Genomic DNA, 16,092 nt, shown 5'->3' on the forward strand with positions numbered 1-16,092 from the left:
GAATTTGGATTGGAGCGACCCATGAACGAGGCAGTTCGAAATCCCGGCAAACCGACCCCTGGGCCGATCATCGAGATCGAAAACCTGTCGATCTCCTTTTTTACCCGCAAGGGCGAGATACCGGCCGTCATGGATTTTTCCTGCACGGTCATGCCTGGCGAAGCGATGGGCATTGTCGGTGAATCGGGCTGCGGCAAGTCGACCGTGTCGCTCGGCATCATGCGCGACCTCTCCAACATCGGGAAGATCGTCGGCGGCAAGATCAAGTTCCAGGGCAAGGACATGGGCGAGCTCTCCGACGAGGAGCTGCGCGCCATCCGCGGCAACAAGATCGCCATGATCTACCAGGAGCCGATGGCCAGCCTCAATCCGGCAATGAAGGTCGGCCAGCAGCTGATGGAAGTGCCGCTGATCCATGACAAGGTGTCGAAGGAAGAGGCCTACAAACGCTCGCTCGAAATGGTGCGCGCGGTCAAGCTTCCCGATCCCGAGCGCATGATGCGCTCCTACCCGCATCAGCTCTCCGGCGGCCAGCAGCAGCGTATCGTCATTGCCATGGCGCTGCTGTCGAAGCCGGCGCTGCTTCTGCTTGACGAGCCGACGACGGCGCTCGACGTGACGGTGGAGGCGGGCATCGTCGAACTGGTCAAGGGGCTGGGCGAAAAGTTCGGCACGTCGATGATCTTCGTGTCGCACAATCTCGGCCTCATCCTGGAAACCTGCGACCGCATCACCGTGATGTATTCGGGCGAAGCGGTGGAGACCGGCAAGATCAAGGACGTGTTCGACCGGATGCGCCATCCCTATACGCAAGGGCTGTTCCGTTCGATCCCGCTGCCGGGCGCCGACAAGAACTCGCGGCCGCTGATTGCCATCCCTGGCCAGTTGCCGCTGCCGCATGAGCGGCCGAAGGGCTGCAATTTCGGCCCGCGCTGCCACCATTTCGTCGAGGGCGTCTGCAACGCCGCCGAAATCCCGATGATCGAGGTCGCCGGCCATGAGGGGCATTTCTCGCGCTGCGTGCGCTTCAACGAGATCGACTGGGAGGCGCTGCCGCCTGGCGCCAAGAAGGTCAATGAGCGCGTCGTGCCCGGCGCACCGGTGCTCAAGATCGAGGATCTGCGGAAATACTACAAAGTCGGCGGCAGCGAGGTGTTCGGCTCGAGCGAGGGCCGCGTCGTCAAGGCCAACGAGACGATCTCCTTCATGGCGCGCGAATCCGAGACCGTCGCCATCGTCGGTGAATCCGGCTGCGGAAAGTCGACGCTGGCCAAGGTGCTGCTCGGACTAGAGACGGCGAGTTCAGGCACAGTCACGCTGGGCAACAAGCAGATCCAGTCGACCGGCATCGAGAGCCGCAGCGTCGAAACCGTGTCGTCGATCCAGATGGTGTTCCAGAACCCGTTCGACACGCTGAACCCCAGCCATTCGGTCGGCTCGCAGATCATCCGCACGCTGGAGAAATTCAACGTCGGCAAGACGGTCGCCGACCGGCGCAAGCGTATGCTCGAACTGCTCGACCTGGTGAAGCTGCCGCGCGCCTTCGAGACGCGCAAGCCGCGCCAGCTGTCCGGTGGCCAGAAGCAGCGCATCGGCGTGGCGCGCGCCTTTGCCGGCGATGCCAAGGTGGTGGTGGCGGACGAGCCGGTCTCGGCGCTCGACGTGTCGGTGCAGGCGGCGGTGACCGAACTGTTGATGGACATCCAGCGCAAGAACAAGACGACGATGCTGTTCATCAGCCACGATCTGTCGGTCGTGCGCTACATCGCCGACCGCGTCGTCGTCATGTATCTCGGTTACATCGTTGAGCAAGGCACGACCGACCAGATCTTTGCGCCGCCCTATCACCCCTATACCGAGGCGCTGCTGTCGGCGATCCCGATCGCGGACACCAGCGTGGTCAAGAAGCACATTGTGCTGGAAGGCGACATTCCTTCGGCGATGAACCCGCCGTCCGGCTGCCCGTTCCAGACACGCTGCGGCTACAAGAAGCTGGTGCCGGACAATCTGTGCGAGACCAAGGTTCCGCCGGTCAAGCATCTCGGCGACGGCCATATGAGCCTGTGCTGGCTGGCCGACGACGTGCTGGCGAAGATGGAGCCGGTGATCAAGTTCGACAAGGAGCACGCGGCCCACGAGGGCGTGCCGGAAGATGCCCACGGCACTGGGCTGGGTTCGACAGGAACAGCGCCCAACCGGCCGCGTGGCAAATCGTCGACCGCGGAAGCGGACGCGATCGGCGATGCTGTGGAGCAGGGCCAGGCTGGGATGCGAGCCCGTCGCCACAAAGTAAGCGACGAGTCCTCCGAAACCGGTGTTAAAAAGCCGAAAGATACGACAAGGCGACACTGACCCGGGAGGCTGGGTGTCAGCTGCCGCACTGCCGTAGCTGTACTTCATAGTCCCGCGCCATCTTGTCGGTGGCCCGGGCATAGCCCTGCACGCCGGCGTCGCCACGATTGCCGCGGCCATAGGCGGTCCAGCCGAGATAGTAGGCGAGGTAGAGATTGTAGGTGTCGTTGCGCGCGACGCCGTAGGTATCTGCTGTCTTGGAATGATACCAGCCGACGAAATCGACGGCGTCGGCGAATTTGGTGCGCCGCGCCGCCCAATTGCCGGTTTCGCGCTGATATTGCGACCAGGTGCCGTCCAGCGCCTGCGAGAAGCCGGTGGCCGACGAGACATGCTTCCACGGAATGAAGCCGAGCAGCTTGGTGCGCGGCGGCCGGGCATTGCTCTTGAAGCCGGATTCCTTGCGCACCGTCGCCATCAGCACCGGCACGGGGACGCCGTATGTCCGAGAGGCGCGTTCGGCCGCCGACTGCCAGTTGTCGAACCAGCCATCATTCTGGTCGAAGACGGCACAGACATTGTTGATGTGGCTGGGCGCGGTCGCGCAGGCCGAAAGTGCCAGCAACACGCCAACCGCTACAATTTTACTAAAACTCGACCTACGCATGGGGTGAGCAATAGGCCGAAATCATAAAGGGAATCTTGCTGTCGCCGTTAACGCCTCGCCAGCGCGAGCGCTCGGGAAAATGCTGTATCGATATTCCGACGCTAAATGTCGCCTTTTATAAAGGCGCGCTGTGAAAATGCCGCCTTGGCTAAAATCACGCCTGTAAACGGCGTATTTCTGACAGCTCGTCCGGCCCGCCGAGGCTTTGATGCCTGGCATGAATGAACCAAGACGCAAGCGCGGCGCCGAGCGCACCAGCAACCGGGGGCCAGCGCCCATCCCACAACTGCCGCAAAGGCGCGTGACCAATCCCTATCCACCGATGGCGTTGCTGTCGCCCGACCAGATCGAGGCGATCCACCAGGCATCGTTGCATATATTGGAAAATTTCGGCATCGAGGTGATGAGCCCGAGGGCGCTGTCGCTGTTCGAGAAGGCGGGTGCTGTGGTTGATCACGCCTCGGCGAATGTCCGCATCGATCGCGGCATGGTCGCCGAGGCGCTGAAGACGACGCGGTCCAACTATACGCTGACGCCCCGCAACCCGGCCAGCACGATCCATCTTGGCGGCAATACCATCAATTTCACGCTGGTTGCCGGGCCGCCCAATGTGCACGACATGGAGCGTGGCCGCCGCGCCGGCAATTTGCGCGACTATGCCGATCTCACCCGGCTGGCGCAGCATTTCAACTGCGTCCACATGCTCGGCAACCAGGTCTGCGCGCCGGTCGAGCTGCCGGCCAATTCGCGCCATCTCGACACCTACTTCACCAATCTGACGCTGACCGATAAGAGTTTCCATGTCTCGGCGATCGGCCGGGGCAGGGCGCTCGACGGCATCGAGATGATGGCGATCGCGCGCGGGCTGACGCTGGACCAGTTGCGCGACGATCCGGGTATCGCCACCATCATCTCGGTCAACTCGCCGCGCCGCTTCGACGAGATGATGGCCGAAGGGCTGATGACCATGGCCGAATTCGGCCAGTCGGTGGCGGTGACGCCGTTCACGCTGATGGGGGCGATGAGCCCGGTGACGCTGGCGGGTGCCTTGGCGCAACAGAATGCCGAGGCGCTGTTCGGCGTCGTGCTGACGCAGCTGGTGCGGCCGGGCGCGCCGGTGATGTATGGCGCCTTCACCTCCAATGTCGACATGAAGTCCGGCGCGCCGGCCTTCGGCACGCCGGAAAACACCAAGGCCAACATCGCCTCGGGGCAATTGGCGCGGCGCTATGGGCTGCCTTACCGGACAACACCCGGCTCGGCCTCCAACGCGGCGGACGCGCAAGGCGCCTATGAGACGCTGATGGCCCTGTGGGGCGCGGTGCTTGGCCATGGCAACCTGGTCTACCACGCCGCCGGCTGGCAGGAGGGCGGGCTGACGGCGTCGTTCGAAAAATTCATGATCGATGTCGAGATGATCCAGCACATGATGGAGTTCCTGCGACCGATCGTGGTCGACGAGGCGGAGCTCGCCGTCGAGGCGCTGGGCGCGGTGCCGACCGGCGGCCATTTCTTCGGCGAGCCGCACACGCTGGAACGTTACGCCACCGCCTTCTACCAGCCGATGCTGTCCAACTGGCAGAATTACGAGGCCTGGCAGGAGGCCGGTGGGCTCGATGCGACAGCGCGCGCGACGCGGCTGTGGAAGAAGGCGCTGGAGGACTATGTCGAGCCGGCGATGGATATCGCCGTGCGTGAGGCGCTGGAGGCCTATGTCGCCAGGCGCAAGGAAGCGATCGGGCAGGGCGAGCCGTGAGTTCTTTAGCGCCGGCGCGCGGCACCCCCCTCTGCCCTGCCGGGCATCTCCCCCGCAAGGGGGGAGATTGGCTGTCGCCCCTACCTTCGCCAATTACCAACGTCGAAAAGGGATCGGCGGCGCAGCCGCTGCTGATCTCCCCCCTTGCGGGGGAGATGCCCGGCAGGCCAGAGGGGGGTGCCTGGCGCTTCCCATGCCGATTCATCTCGCCAATCCAACACACTGAATTAACGAGAAAAACCTCATGAAATCGCATGCAAAGGTCGTGGTCATTGGCGGCGGGGTCGTCGGGTGTTCCGTGCTGTTCCATCTTGCCCGCCATGGCTGGACCGACGTGGTGCTGCTGGAGCGCGACGAGCTGACATCCGGCTCGACCTGGCATGCGGCGGGCGGCATGCACACGATCAATGGCGACCCCAATGTCGCCAAGCTGCAGAAATACACGATCGGCCTCTACAAGGAGATCGAGGAGCTGTCCGGACAGGCGACCGGCGTGCACCTGACCGGCGGCGTGCTGCTCGCCGCGACCGAGGCGCGGCTGGACTGGCTGCGCGGTGTCGTCGCCAAGGGTCGCTATCTCGGCATCGACCTGGAGGTGATCTCGCCGAACGAGGCGGCTGAAATCATGCCGCTGCTCGACCCCAGGCAGTTCGTTGGCGCCGTCCGAAACAAGGAGGATGGCCATCTCGATCCCTCTGGCGTCACCCACGCCTATGCCAAGGCCGCGCGAAAACTCGGCGCCGAGGTCGAGCGCTTCACCAAGGTCGAGGACATTGTGCGGCGGCCCGATGGGCTGTGGCGCGTCATCACCAACAAGGGCGAGGTGGTGGCAGAACATGTCGTCAATGCCGGCGGCCTGTGGGCGCGCGAGGTCGGCCGCATGGTCGGGCTCGAACTGCCGGTGCTGGCCATGGAGCACATGTACCTGATCACCGAGGACATGCCGGAAGTCGCCGCCTGGAACGCCAGGACGGGTACGGAGATCATCCACGCCGTCGATTTCGACGGCGAGCTCTATCTGCGCCAGGAACGCGGCGGCATGCTGATGGGCACCTACGAGAAGGCCAACAAGCCGTGGTCGGAACACCAGACACCATGGAATTTCGGCCATGAACTGCTCGAGCCGGACATCGACCGCATCGCGCCTTCGCTCGAAGTCGGCTTCCGCCATTTCCCGGCTTTCCAGCACACCGGCATCAAGCAGATCATCAACGGGCCCTTCACCTTCGCGCCCGACGGCAATCCGCTGGTCGGGCCGGTGCGCGGCCTTTCCGGCTTCTGGGTCGCCTGCGGCGTCATGGCCGGTTTTTCACAGGGCGGCGGCGTCGGGCTGGCGCTGTCCAACTGGATGATCGAGGGCGATCCCGGCGCCGATATCTGGGCCATGGATGTGGCGCGCTACGGCGACTGGGCGACGATGGCCTACACCAACGCCAAGGTGCGCGAGAACTATTCCAGGCGCTTTTCGATCCGCTTCCCCAATGAGGAACTGCCCGCCGGCCGACCGCTGAAGACGACACCGGTCTACGATCTTCTGTCGGCCAGGGGCGCCCAATGGGGCGTCGCCTATGGGCTGGAAGTGCCGCTCTGGTATGCGCCGGAAGGCATCAAGGACGAGTTCTCCTGGCGGCGCTCCAGCGATTTCACGCATGTCGCAAGCGAGGTTGCGACGGTCCGCGATGGCGTCGGCCTGGCGGAGATTTCGAGCTTTGCCAAATACAAGGTGACGGGCGAGGGGGCGGCTGCGTGGCTCGACAAGATGCTCGCCTGCAAATTGCCGAAACCCGGCCGCATGACGCTGGCGCCGATGCTGAAGCAGGACGGCAGACTGATCGGCGATTTCACGCTGGCCAATCTGGGCAGCGATGGCTGGTTCCTTGCCGGCTCCGGCATTGCCGAGCAGTACCATATGCGCTGGTTCGAGGCGCATCTGCCTGGGGACGGTTCGGTCCAGATCGAGGCGGTGGGCGCGAAACTCACCGGCCTTGCGATCGCGGGGCCGAAGGCGCGGGAGGTGCTGGCCAAGGTCAGTCCCGCCGATGTTTCGAACGCGGCGTTTCCCTTCATGGCGGTGGCTAGGATGGATATCGGCATGGCGCCGTGCCTGGTCGACCGCGTCAGCTACACCGGCGATCTCGGCTACGAGATCTGGGTGGTGCCCGAATATCAGCGCGCGGCCTATCATGCGCTGATGGCGGCGGGCGAAGAATTCGGCATCGGCCTGTTCGGCTCGCGTGCCCTGAATGCGCTCAGGCTGGAGAAGAATTACGGCTCATGGGGACGCGAATACCGGCCGATCTACGGGCCGCTCGAAGCCGGGCTCGACCGCTTCGTCGCCTATGGCAAGGAGGCGGACTTCATCGGCAAGGCGGCGGCACTGGCCGAGCGCAAGCAAGGCGGCAAATTGCGGCTGCGTGCCTTCATTGTCGATGCCGATGACGCCGATGTCATCGGCGACGAGCCGATCTGGTTCGGCGGCGCGGTACGCGGCTGGGTGACGTCGGGCGGCTATGCGCATCACTCGAAAAAGTCGGTCGCCATCGGCTATGTGCCGAAGGAGATCGCCGATGAAAGCGACGGCTTCGAAATCGAGCTGCTGGGCAAGCGCCTTGCCGCGCGCATCCAGGCGGCGCCGCTGTTCGACGCCAATTTCGAACGGATGCGAGGGTGAGGGCTCACCCCCGCATGGGGCATCAGGCCTTGCTGCGATTGTCCAGCGCGAAGGCGCCGGCGCCGGCGAAGACCAGATAGAGGAAGATGAAGCAGAAGGAGATCGCCGCGTCGCCGCCATTGTTGGCCGGAAAGAAGTCGCGCGGGTAGTGTGCCATGAAATAGGCGATCGCCATTTCGCCGGCCAGGAGGAACGCGACGGGCCGAGTGAACAGGCCAAGCGCCAGCAGGATGCCGCCGGCGAATTCGAGGATGCCGGCGGTCGCGGTCAGCCCGTTGAGGGCGTGAGGCTCGGCGCTGATGGGGAAGTTGAACAGTTTCTGGCTGCCATGCTCGACAAACTGCAGCGCGGTCATGATGCGCAGCACGCCGAGTGCCTGCGGTCGGTATCGGGAGAGGCCTTCGAAAAGCTTCATCTAAAACTCCATTTTCACCCTCCCGATCCGGCCATAGATTGTTGCCCGGCGATGGACCATTCACTTCCCATGGCGTGTCATCAACAATCGGTGATTGGCAATGTTCACCGGCATGCCCTTTGATATTGTTCTCGCCTGGGTTGCATTTATATCGCTATGGTTGTACAATATGGATACTCTGAACGTGTGGGTTCCCTTGCCATGAAAAAAACCGTCATCAGCCTCTTCGCACTCCTTGCAGGTACCAGCTTCGCCATGGCGGAGGACGCCGGCTGCGAGGCCTTCAAATGGCCGGTGACGCGGGAACAGGCGCTGTTTGCCGCGGCGCCCGCCACGCCGGCTGGAGCGGAGCTGGCGGTGGGCGCTGCCGCGGATCTGGCATTGGTCCCGGCGGAGAAAGCTGGTTTTACCCTGCCGCCCGAGCGCGCGCCGGCGGAGGGTACGTTCGGCGCCGTCGCCAGCGTGGAGGTGCCGGCCGAGGGGGCCATTCAGATCAGCCTGTCGGCCGAGGCCTGGATCGATGTCATCCAGGACGGCAAGGCCGTGAAATCGGCCGGCTATAGCGGCGTGAAAACCTGCCCCGGCATCCGCAAGAGCGTACGCTTCAAGCTCGCGGCCGGAGCGGCCACCGTCCAGTTCAGTGGCGCGAAAAAGGCCGAGCTCAAGGTCGCGGTGCTGACGCCGGAATGAGCCGACGCCAGCAAGCGTGACATTTGCGACCGGCGCGAACCTTTATCGCGCTGGCGCCAGAAGCGCGAAATACGCGCCTTGCGGATCCTGGCATTGCACGATCCATTGGCCGGTCGGCACGGCCATCGGACCCATCACGAGCTTGCCGCCATTGTCGGTGACGCGTTTGGCCGCGGCGTCGATGGCAGCAACGTTGAAGTAGAACAGCCAGACGGGAACGGCGAGCTGCGGCGGTTTGTTCATGATGCCGCCGCCTGATTCAGGACCCGCCTTGAAGGTTTGGTAGACACCCATTTCGCCGATGTCGAAATCGCCTGCGCTGGTCCAGCCTAACTGGCTGGAATAGAAGTCGAACGCAGCCTGCCGGTCCGAGGCATAGAGCTCATGCCAGCCGACATGGCCCGGCGTCGTCGCCGGCAGAGCCGGCTGGTCCGGGAGATTGGGCTGCAGGAACATGAAGGTCGCACCTTGCGGGTCCGCCACGACGGAGAAGCGGCCGACACCAGGGATATCGTCGGGCTGGCGATGTACAGCCCCGCCCGCGGCCTTCACCGCCTCTGTCGAGGCATCGACATCCCTCGTGTGGATATAGCCGACCCAGGCCGGCGGCATACCCATCTTGGCGGCGTCCTCGGGCATCGTCATCAGCCCGCCGACGCCGCGTTCGGCGGAATTTACAACGATGTAGCGCGGCATGCCGGGCGCCTTGTCGAAAGGCTGCGCCGTCCAGCCGACGACCTTGGTGTAGAAGGCCTGGGCGGCGTCGAGGTCTGAAGTCATCAGCTCGTACCAGAAGAAGGGCATCGGGGATTTCGGCATGGTCGGTCTCCTCACGGTTCAGCATCGATCGTTGTCCGATCCACCGCAGGACGATCCTGGAGCCGGACATCCGACAACCGCCCGGACAATAATGACTGTCCATGACATGCGTTCCCCGGTTGCGCGCCCCGCGGTTTTCGATTTCTGTACGGCAAGGGGGTTTGTTCATGCGCCTCATGTCGCTGCCACGCCAGATGTCGCTCACGCCTGAGCTCGTCGCACTGTGCCACAGGGAAGAAGCCGATCCCGGCCCCGACCCGAGCTGGACGGAACTGAAGGACGAGGATTTCCAGGCTCTTTCAATGCGGCTTTCCACGGAAGCGGACGAGGGGCCGCTGTGGGTGTTCGCCTACGGCTCGCTGATCTGGAAGCCGGAATTCGATTCAGTCGAGCAACGGCTCGCCACGGCTTTCGGCTGGCACCGCTCCTTCTGCCTCGACATGGTGCGCTGGCGCGGCAGTGCCGCGCAGCCTGGGCTGATGATGGCGCTCGAACGCGGCGGACGCTGCAACGGGGTGATCTACCGCTTGCCGGAAGGCGAAAAGCCGGCCCAGATCGAAAGGCTGCTGCGCCGCGAGATCAGCGACCATGAGAGCATCAGCTCGGTCCGGTGGCTGCCGGTGCATACGGCGCAAGGCGGGCTGCGGGCGCTGGGTTTCTGGGTTGGCGTGAAGGGGCGGGGAACGTCACTTGGCCAGCCGCTGGACAGAGTGGCGAGCATCTTGGCCAGAGCCTGCGGCCATATCGGCTCCGGCGCCGAATATCTCTACAACACGGTCAGCCATCTCGAAGCGTTCGGCATCCATGACCGCAATCTGTGGCGGCTGCAGGAGCTGGTGGCGAACGAGGTCCGGGCACTCCATGGCCGGCCAGCCGACGCGGGCCATCAACGTCGGCAAGAGCAGCCGTCAACGGCATAACATGAGTGAAAAAATCATGTTTTTATCAAGCCTTTTCAGCGACTTGTGTCGAAAATTGACCAATTGATAAAAAAATAAAACGTGCTAGCCTTCCCCAAAACGAAAACATGGGGAACTGACAATGCCAGAAGGCCAGTTCAAGGAAGGTATCGTCGGCGGGCGGCTTGCCGCCGAGCAGTACGCGGACAATTTCTCCGACCTGCATCCGCCGCTCGATCACCATGAGGCGCTGGTCGAATCCGACCGCTGCTATTTCTGCTACGACGCGCCGTGCATGAATGCGTGCCCGACCTCGATCGACATTCCGCTGTTCATCCGCCAGATCTCGACCGGCAATCCGATCGGCTCGGCCAAAACCATCTTCGACCAGAACATTTTGGGCGGCATGTGCGCCCGCGTCTGCCCGACCGAGACGCTGTGCGAAGAGGTCTGCGTGCGCGAGGTGGCGGAAGGCAAGCCGGTGCAGATCGGCCGCCTGCAGCGCTATGCCACCGATGTCGCCATGGCCGAGAACAAGCAGTTCTATCCGCGCCCGGAGCCGACCGGAAAGACGGTCGCCGTGGTCGGCGCCGGTCCGGCCGGCCTTGCCGCCGCGCATCGGCTCGCCCGCCATGGCCATGACGTGACCATACTGGAGGCGCGGCCGAAGGCTGGCGGGCTCAACGAATACGGCATCGCCGCCTACAAGAGCGTCGACAATTTCGCCCAGGCCGAGGTCGACTATGTCACCGCGATCGGCGGCATCGACATCCAGAACGGCAAGGCGCTCGGCCGCGACTATCAGCTCTCCGACCTGATCCGCAATTACGACGCGGTGTTCCTCGGCATGGGGCTCGGCGGCGTCAATGCGCTGCGCGCCGATGGCGAGGATGCCGCCGGCGTCACCAATGCGGTGGAGTTCATTGCCGAACTGCGCCAGGCCAGCGATCTCGCCGGCCTGCCGGTCGGCCGCCGCGTCGTCGTCATCGGCGGCGGCATGACGGCGATCGACGCCGCCGTGCAGTCGAAACTGCTGGGCGCCGAGGAGGTGACGATCTGCTACCGGCGCGGCCAGGAGCACATGAACGCCTCCGAGTTCGAACAGGATCTGGCCGCCGCCAACGGCGTCACCATCCGCCACTGGCTGCAGCCGAAGCGGGTGATCGCGGACGGCAGCAAGGTGTCAGGCATCGAACTCGAATACACGGCATTGAAGGGCGACAAGCTCGCCGGCACAGGCGAGACGCTGACGCTTCTTGCCGACCAGGTTTTCAAGGCGATCGGCCAGAGCTTTGTTCCGGCAGCCCTCAACGGCAGCGGAGCCTCGATCGATCTCGAAGCCGGCCGCATCAAGGTCGATGCGGAAGGGCGCACATCGCTGGCGAAGGTCTGGGCCGGCGGCGACTGCATCTTTGGCGGCGACGATTTGACCGTCTCGGCCGTGGCGCAAGGGCGCGACGCGGCGGAGAGCATCCACAGGAGTCTGACGCAGGGATAAGGATCATGGCCACGGTGGAACCGGGCGTCGCCCGTCACTATGACATATCGGGTCTCGAGCAGCGTATCCTTGACGCGCTTGCCGACACTGGCGTGGACATTGCCCATCTGCGCGCCGGCGATCTCGAAGCGGTCGACGAATTCCACATTGGCGGTATCGCTGCCACCAGGGAACTGCTTGGCCAGATGGGTTTGAAGCCGGGAGCCAGGCTGCTTGATATCGGATCGGGAGTGGGTGGTCCCGCCCGTTTTGCGGCCAACGACGCCGGCGCCGATGTCACCGGTATCGATCTCACGCAAAGCTATGTCGACATCGCGACCAGCCTGTCGAAGCGCACGGGAATGGCCGAGAAGACGCGCTTCGTGCAAGGCAGCGCACTGGACATGCCATTCGCCAACGCCAGCTTCGACGCGGCCATGATCCTGCATGTCGGCATGAACCTTCCCGACAAGAAGAAGCTGATGAGTGAGGCCGCGCGCGTGCTCAGGCCGGGCGGCGTTTTTGCGGTCTACGATGTGATGCGGCTCAAGGACGGCGCGCTGACTTATCCGCTGCCATGGGCATCGGATGAGACCATGTCCTTCGTAGCCACGCCCGACGACTATCGCTCGGCGGCTACGGCTTCCGGCTTCTCCGTAATCGCTGAGAGGCAGCGCGGTGCTTTCGCCGTCGAATTCTTCGCCGCGATACGCGCCCGGATGGCCGCCGCGCAGGCCGAGGGCAAGACGCCGCCGCCCGGCGTCGGCCTTGTCATGGGCGAGGATGCCCGCACCAAGATCGCCAATATCACCGCCGCGCTTGAAGGCGGCATTCTCGCACCCGTCGAACTGCTTCTTCGTCTCGGCTGAAAGGGACCTGTCATGGCAGACCTCCGCAACAATTTCGTCGGCATCAAATCGCCAAATCCGTTCTGGCTGGCCTCGGCGCCGCCGACCGACAAGGCCTACAACGTCATCCGCGCCTTCAAGGCAGGGTGGGGCGGCGTGGTGTGGAAGACGCTGGGCGAGGAAGGCCCGCCGGTGGTCAACGTCAACGGCCCGCGCTACGGCGCGATCTGGGGTGCCGACCGCCGTCTGCTCGGCCTCAACAACATCGAGCTGATCACCGACCGCGACCTGCAGACCAATCTGCGCGAGATGAAGCAGGTCAAGATGGATTGGCCCGACCGCGCGCTCATCGCCTCGATCATGGTTCCCTGCGAAGAGGCAAGCTGGAAAGCCATCCTGCCGCTGGTCGAGGAGACCGGCGCCGACGGCATCGAGCTCAATTTCGGCTGCCCACACGGCATGTCGGAACGCGGCATGGGCGCGGCCGTCGGCCAGGTGCCGGAATATATCGAAATGGTGGTGCGCTGGTGCAAGCAGTACACGCGCATGCCCGTCATCACCAAGCTGACGCCCAACATCACCGACATCCGCAAGCCCGCGCGGGCTGCTCACGCAGGTGGAACAGATGCCGTGTCGCTGATCAACACCATCAATTCGATCACCGGCGTTGACCTCGACAGTTTCGCGCCGATGCCGACCATCGACGGCAAGGGCTCGCATGGCGGCTATTGCGGCCCGGCGGTGAAGCCGATCGCCATGAACATGGTGGCTGAGATCGCGCGCGATCCCGAAACGCGCGGCCTGCCGATCTCGGGCATTGGCGGCATCACCACCTGGCGCGACGCGGCCGAATTCCTGGCGCTCGGCGCCGGCAATGTGCAGGTCTGCACGGCGGCGATGACCTACGGCTTCAAGATCGTGCAGGAGATGATCGCCGGTCTGGAAAACTGGATGGACGAGAAGGGCCACCGCTCGCTCGACGACATTATCGGCCGCGCCACGCCCAACGTCACCGACTGGCAGTATCTCAACCTCAACTATGTCGCCAAGGCGCGTATCGACCAGGACGCCTGCATCAAATGCGGACGCTGCCACATTGCCTGCGAGGACACCTCGCACCAGGCGATCACCAACATGGTCAATGGCGTGAGACACTTTGAAGTGATCGAGGCCGAGTGCGTCGGCTGCAATCTGTGCGTCAATGTCTGCCCGGTCGACAATTGCATCACCATGGAGCCGCTGGCCGCCGGCGTGATGGACCAGCGCACCGGCAAGCCAGTGTCGCCGGTCTACGCCAACTGGACGACGCACCCGAACAACCCGATGGCCAAGGTGGCCGCGGAGTAGGGGCTTACTCCAACGCAGGTAGCGCTACTTGGCAGAACTTGGGTTCCTCGCCCCACGAAGTGGGGAGAGGTGGCCCGGCTGTCCGAACCGGATAGATAGGTAACAGAATGGACCGATAGCATGGGTGACAGTTTTCTTGTCCGCCGGAGGACCGGCGATGGTTTGGCGAGAGACTGGCATCATGGACGAGCGGCTACGGTTTGTTGTGGATTGCCTTGCGGGTGAGGAGACGATGAGTGCGCTTTGTGCGGGTTACGGCATCTCGCGCAAGAGCGGCTACAAATGGCTTGGGCGTTATCGGGAGTTTGGCCCGGAAGGTTTGCACGATCGGCCGCGAGCGCCGCTCAATCACGGCCGGGCGACGCCTTGGGATGTGGTGGAGCGGATCGTGGCTATGAAGGAGGTCCACCCGTTGTGGGGACCCAAGAAGATCATGGCCAGGCTCAAGCGTGCGGAGCCCTGCTGCGGCTGGCCTGCGGTCTCGACGGCCGGTGAGATTCTGAAGCGGCATGGACTTGTGGGGCGTAAGCGCAGGCGCTGGAAGGCGGCAGGCAATGGTCCATGGCCGAAAGCTTCAGAGCCGAACGCGGTGTGGACCGGGGACCACAAGGGCTGGTTCCGGACCCGTGACGGGTGGCGTTGTGAGCCGTTGACGGTGATGGATGCATCGAGCCGCTACCTTCTGGCGCTGGAAGCGACGGGTTCGACGGCGGACGCCGAGGCCTGGCCGGTGTTCGAGCGGCTGTTTGAAGAGCATGGGCTGCCGGATCGCTTCAGAAGCGACAATGGCCCACCCTTCGCATCGCCCGGCGTCACGGGTCTGACGCCGCTTGCGGCGCGCTTCATCAAGCTTGGCATCACGCTGGAGCGGATTGCGCCCGGCAAGCCGCAGCAGAACGGACGCCATGAGCGCTTTCATCTGACCATGCTGCCGATGGCTAAGGAACCCGCGGTCGACAGAACAGCCCAGGGCCAAGCCTTCGAGGCCTTCCGGCGCAGCTACAATGAGGAACGCCCGCATGAGGCACTGGCCATGGACACCCCAGCCCAGCATTACCGCCCCTCACGGCGCGCCATGCCAAGAACGCCGCCCGAGCCCGATTATCCGGACGAGGCGGCGGTGCGCCGTGTGCGCCACAATGGCGAGATCAAGTGGAATGGCGGCTTCGTCTATGTCTCGCAAACACTGGCCGGCGAAGCGGTCGCCGCCGCAGAGACCGAAGACGGCGAATGGATGCTCAGCTTCCATGCTCATCCGCTCGGCATCATCGACACCAGGCGCATGAAGCTTGTCCGTCGCAGCGCCGCGCCAACCAAACCGCTTGGCGCTGCGACGGACGCATAGGGGGAGAACTGTTACCCATGTATCCGGTTTAAAGTGTTACCCATCTATCGGCTGGACACCGCGAAGCCGGGACGGAGAGGGGCCTTCGGGACGACTGGGAACTAGCCCCGGGCTCCCTGATCGCCTTTTATCTTGCCGCGCCTGATTCCTCACCGATTCTGATCTCGTAGAGGTCGTCCCCTCTCCGTCCCGGCTTCGCCGGGCCACCTCTCCCCCGCTTCGCGGGGTGCGAGGAACCCAAGTCCTGTGAAGCCATCGCGAGCATGTGGATTTCCGCACCTCTCTATTGCAGATAAAAATTATCCACGATAAAAGATATCCATGAATAGGAGATTGGCATTATGAAGCTGGGCGAGGGCGTTGAAGCGGCCATCCACTGTGCGGCCACGCTGGCGAGCGTCGAGGGCAACAGCACCATGCCGGGCGCGGCGCTCGCCGAGGCGTTCGGCCTGTCGCCGAGTTATCTCCTGAAGCACCTCAACATGCTGACCGCCGAGCGGATCCTGGAATCGGTGTCGGGTCCGGCGGGCGGCTACCGGCTGGCCCGGCCGGCCGAACGCATCACGCTGCTCGACATCGTCTTGGCCATCGAGGGGCGTGAGCCGGCGTTTCGCTGTGGCGAAATCCGACGCAACGGTCCGGTCAAGATCGATGCCTCGGCCTATGTCAAACCCTGCGGCATCAATGCCGCGATGCTCAAGGCCGAGCGCGCCTATCGGGCGGCGCTGGCCGAAGTGAAGCTCTCCGACGTCGTGGCGGACTACGCGGCCGAAGGCGATCCGAGATCCTTTGCCGCCAGCTGTGCCTTCGTCGCGCGCCACCAGCGGCAGCAGAAATCCAGTTCAACCCCTTCAAAGCAGATGTGA

13 protein-coding genes are annotated in these 16,092 nt (G+C 63.9%); 10 read left to right on the forward strand and 3 right to left on the reverse strand.

All coding sequences use genetic code 11. From position 1 onward, the window contains the following. The first annotated feature begins 21 nt into the window (after positions 1-21). On the forward strand, positions 22-2,352 hold the full coding sequence (locus tag JN279_RS18100) for a dipeptide ABC transporter ATP-binding protein (protein WP_202353534.1): 2,331 nt from the start codon (positions 22-24) through the stop codon (positions 2,350-2,352). A gap of 16 nt (positions 2,353-2,368) precedes the next feature. On the opposite strand, the gene JN279_RS18105 is transcribed toward JN279_RS18100, so the two are convergent. Beyond that, complete coding sequence (locus JN279_RS18105; protein WP_202353535.1) at positions 2,369-2,959, reverse strand: transglycosylase SLT domain-containing protein; 591 nt, start codon at positions 2,957-2,959, stop codon at positions 2,369-2,371. Positions 2,960-3,176: 217 nt separating this feature from the next. Between JN279_RS18105 and JN279_RS18110 the strand changes: the two genes are divergently transcribed. Then, complete coding sequence (locus tag JN279_RS18110; protein ID WP_202353536.1) at positions 3,177-4,715, forward strand: trimethylamine methyltransferase family protein; 1,539 nt, start codon at positions 3,177-3,179, stop codon at positions 4,713-4,715. Positions 4,716-4,959: 244 nt separating this feature from the next. Continuing rightward, positions 4,960-7,386, forward strand: coding sequence for a GcvT family protein (locus JN279_RS18115; protein ID WP_202353537.1), 2,427 nt, complete (start codon positions 4,960-4,962; stop codon positions 7,384-7,386). Between the two features lie 22 nt (positions 7,387-7,408). Here the strand turns inward: JN279_RS18115 and JN279_RS18120 are convergent, their stop codons facing one another. Then, positions 7,409-7,801 (reverse strand): DoxX family protein, encoded by a 393-nt coding sequence (locus JN279_RS18120; protein ID WP_096447578.1) that lies wholly within the window; start codon positions 7,799-7,801, stop codon positions 7,409-7,411. A gap of 201 nt (positions 7,802-8,002) precedes the next feature. Here JN279_RS18120 and JN279_RS18125 point away from each other — a divergent pair, with 201 nt between their 5' ends. Further along, the gene (locus JN279_RS18125) at positions 8,003-8,491 is read left to right on the forward strand and encodes a hypothetical protein (RefSeq protein WP_244734656.1); all 489 of its coding nucleotides are present in this window, start codon (positions 8,003-8,005) and stop codon (positions 8,489-8,491) included. Between the two features lie 42 nt (positions 8,492-8,533). Here JN279_RS18125 and JN279_RS18130 read toward each other — a convergent pair whose 3' ends face one another. Then, a complete protein-coding gene (locus tag JN279_RS18130) occupies positions 8,534-9,310 on the reverse strand; it encodes a VOC family protein (RefSeq protein WP_202353539.1) in 777 nt (258 codons plus the stop codon). 167 nt (positions 9,311-9,477) lie between these two features. On the opposite strand from JN279_RS18130, the gene JN279_RS18135 reads away from it, so the two are divergent. From JN279_RS18135 to JN279_RS18160, 6 genes are all read left to right on the forward strand, one after another. Then, positions 9,478-10,230: a gamma-glutamylcyclotransferase gene (locus tag JN279_RS18135; RefSeq protein ID WP_244734658.1), complete on the forward strand. Its 753-nt coding sequence runs from the start codon at positions 9,478-9,480 to the stop codon at positions 10,228-10,230. A gap of 121 nt (positions 10,231-10,351) precedes the next feature. Beyond that, positions 10,352-11,707, forward strand: a complete 1,356-nt coding sequence (locus tag JN279_RS18140) for an NAD(P)-dependent oxidoreductase (protein WP_202353540.1) — start codon at positions 10,352-10,354, stop codon at positions 11,705-11,707. A 5-nt stretch (positions 11,708-11,712) separates the two neighbouring features. Further along, positions 11,713-12,555: a class I SAM-dependent methyltransferase gene (locus tag JN279_RS18145; protein ID WP_202353541.1), complete on the forward strand. Its 843-nt coding sequence runs from the start codon at positions 11,713-11,715 to the stop codon at positions 12,553-12,555. Positions 12,556-12,567: 12 nt separating this feature from the next. Next, a complete protein-coding gene (gene preA, locus JN279_RS18150) occupies positions 12,568-13,881 on the forward strand; it encodes an NAD-dependent dihydropyrimidine dehydrogenase subunit PreA (protein WP_202353542.1) in 1,314 nt (437 codons plus the stop codon). A gap of 157 nt (positions 13,882-14,038) precedes the next feature. Next, a complete protein-coding gene (locus tag JN279_RS18155) occupies positions 14,039-15,226 on the forward strand; it encodes an integrase core domain-containing protein (protein WP_096445643.1) in 1,188 nt (395 codons plus the stop codon). A gap of 341 nt (positions 15,227-15,567) precedes the next feature. Further along, positions 15,568-16,092, forward strand: a complete 525-nt coding sequence (locus JN279_RS18160; RefSeq protein WP_202353543.1) for an RrF2 family transcriptional regulator — start codon at positions 15,568-15,570, stop codon at positions 16,090-16,092.

Origin of the sequence: Mesorhizobium sp. 113-1-2 (assembly GCF_016756475.1) — a bacterium.
Lineage (GTDB): Bacteria > Pseudomonadota > Alphaproteobacteria > Rhizobiales > Rhizobiaceae > Mesorhizobium > Mesorhizobium loti_C.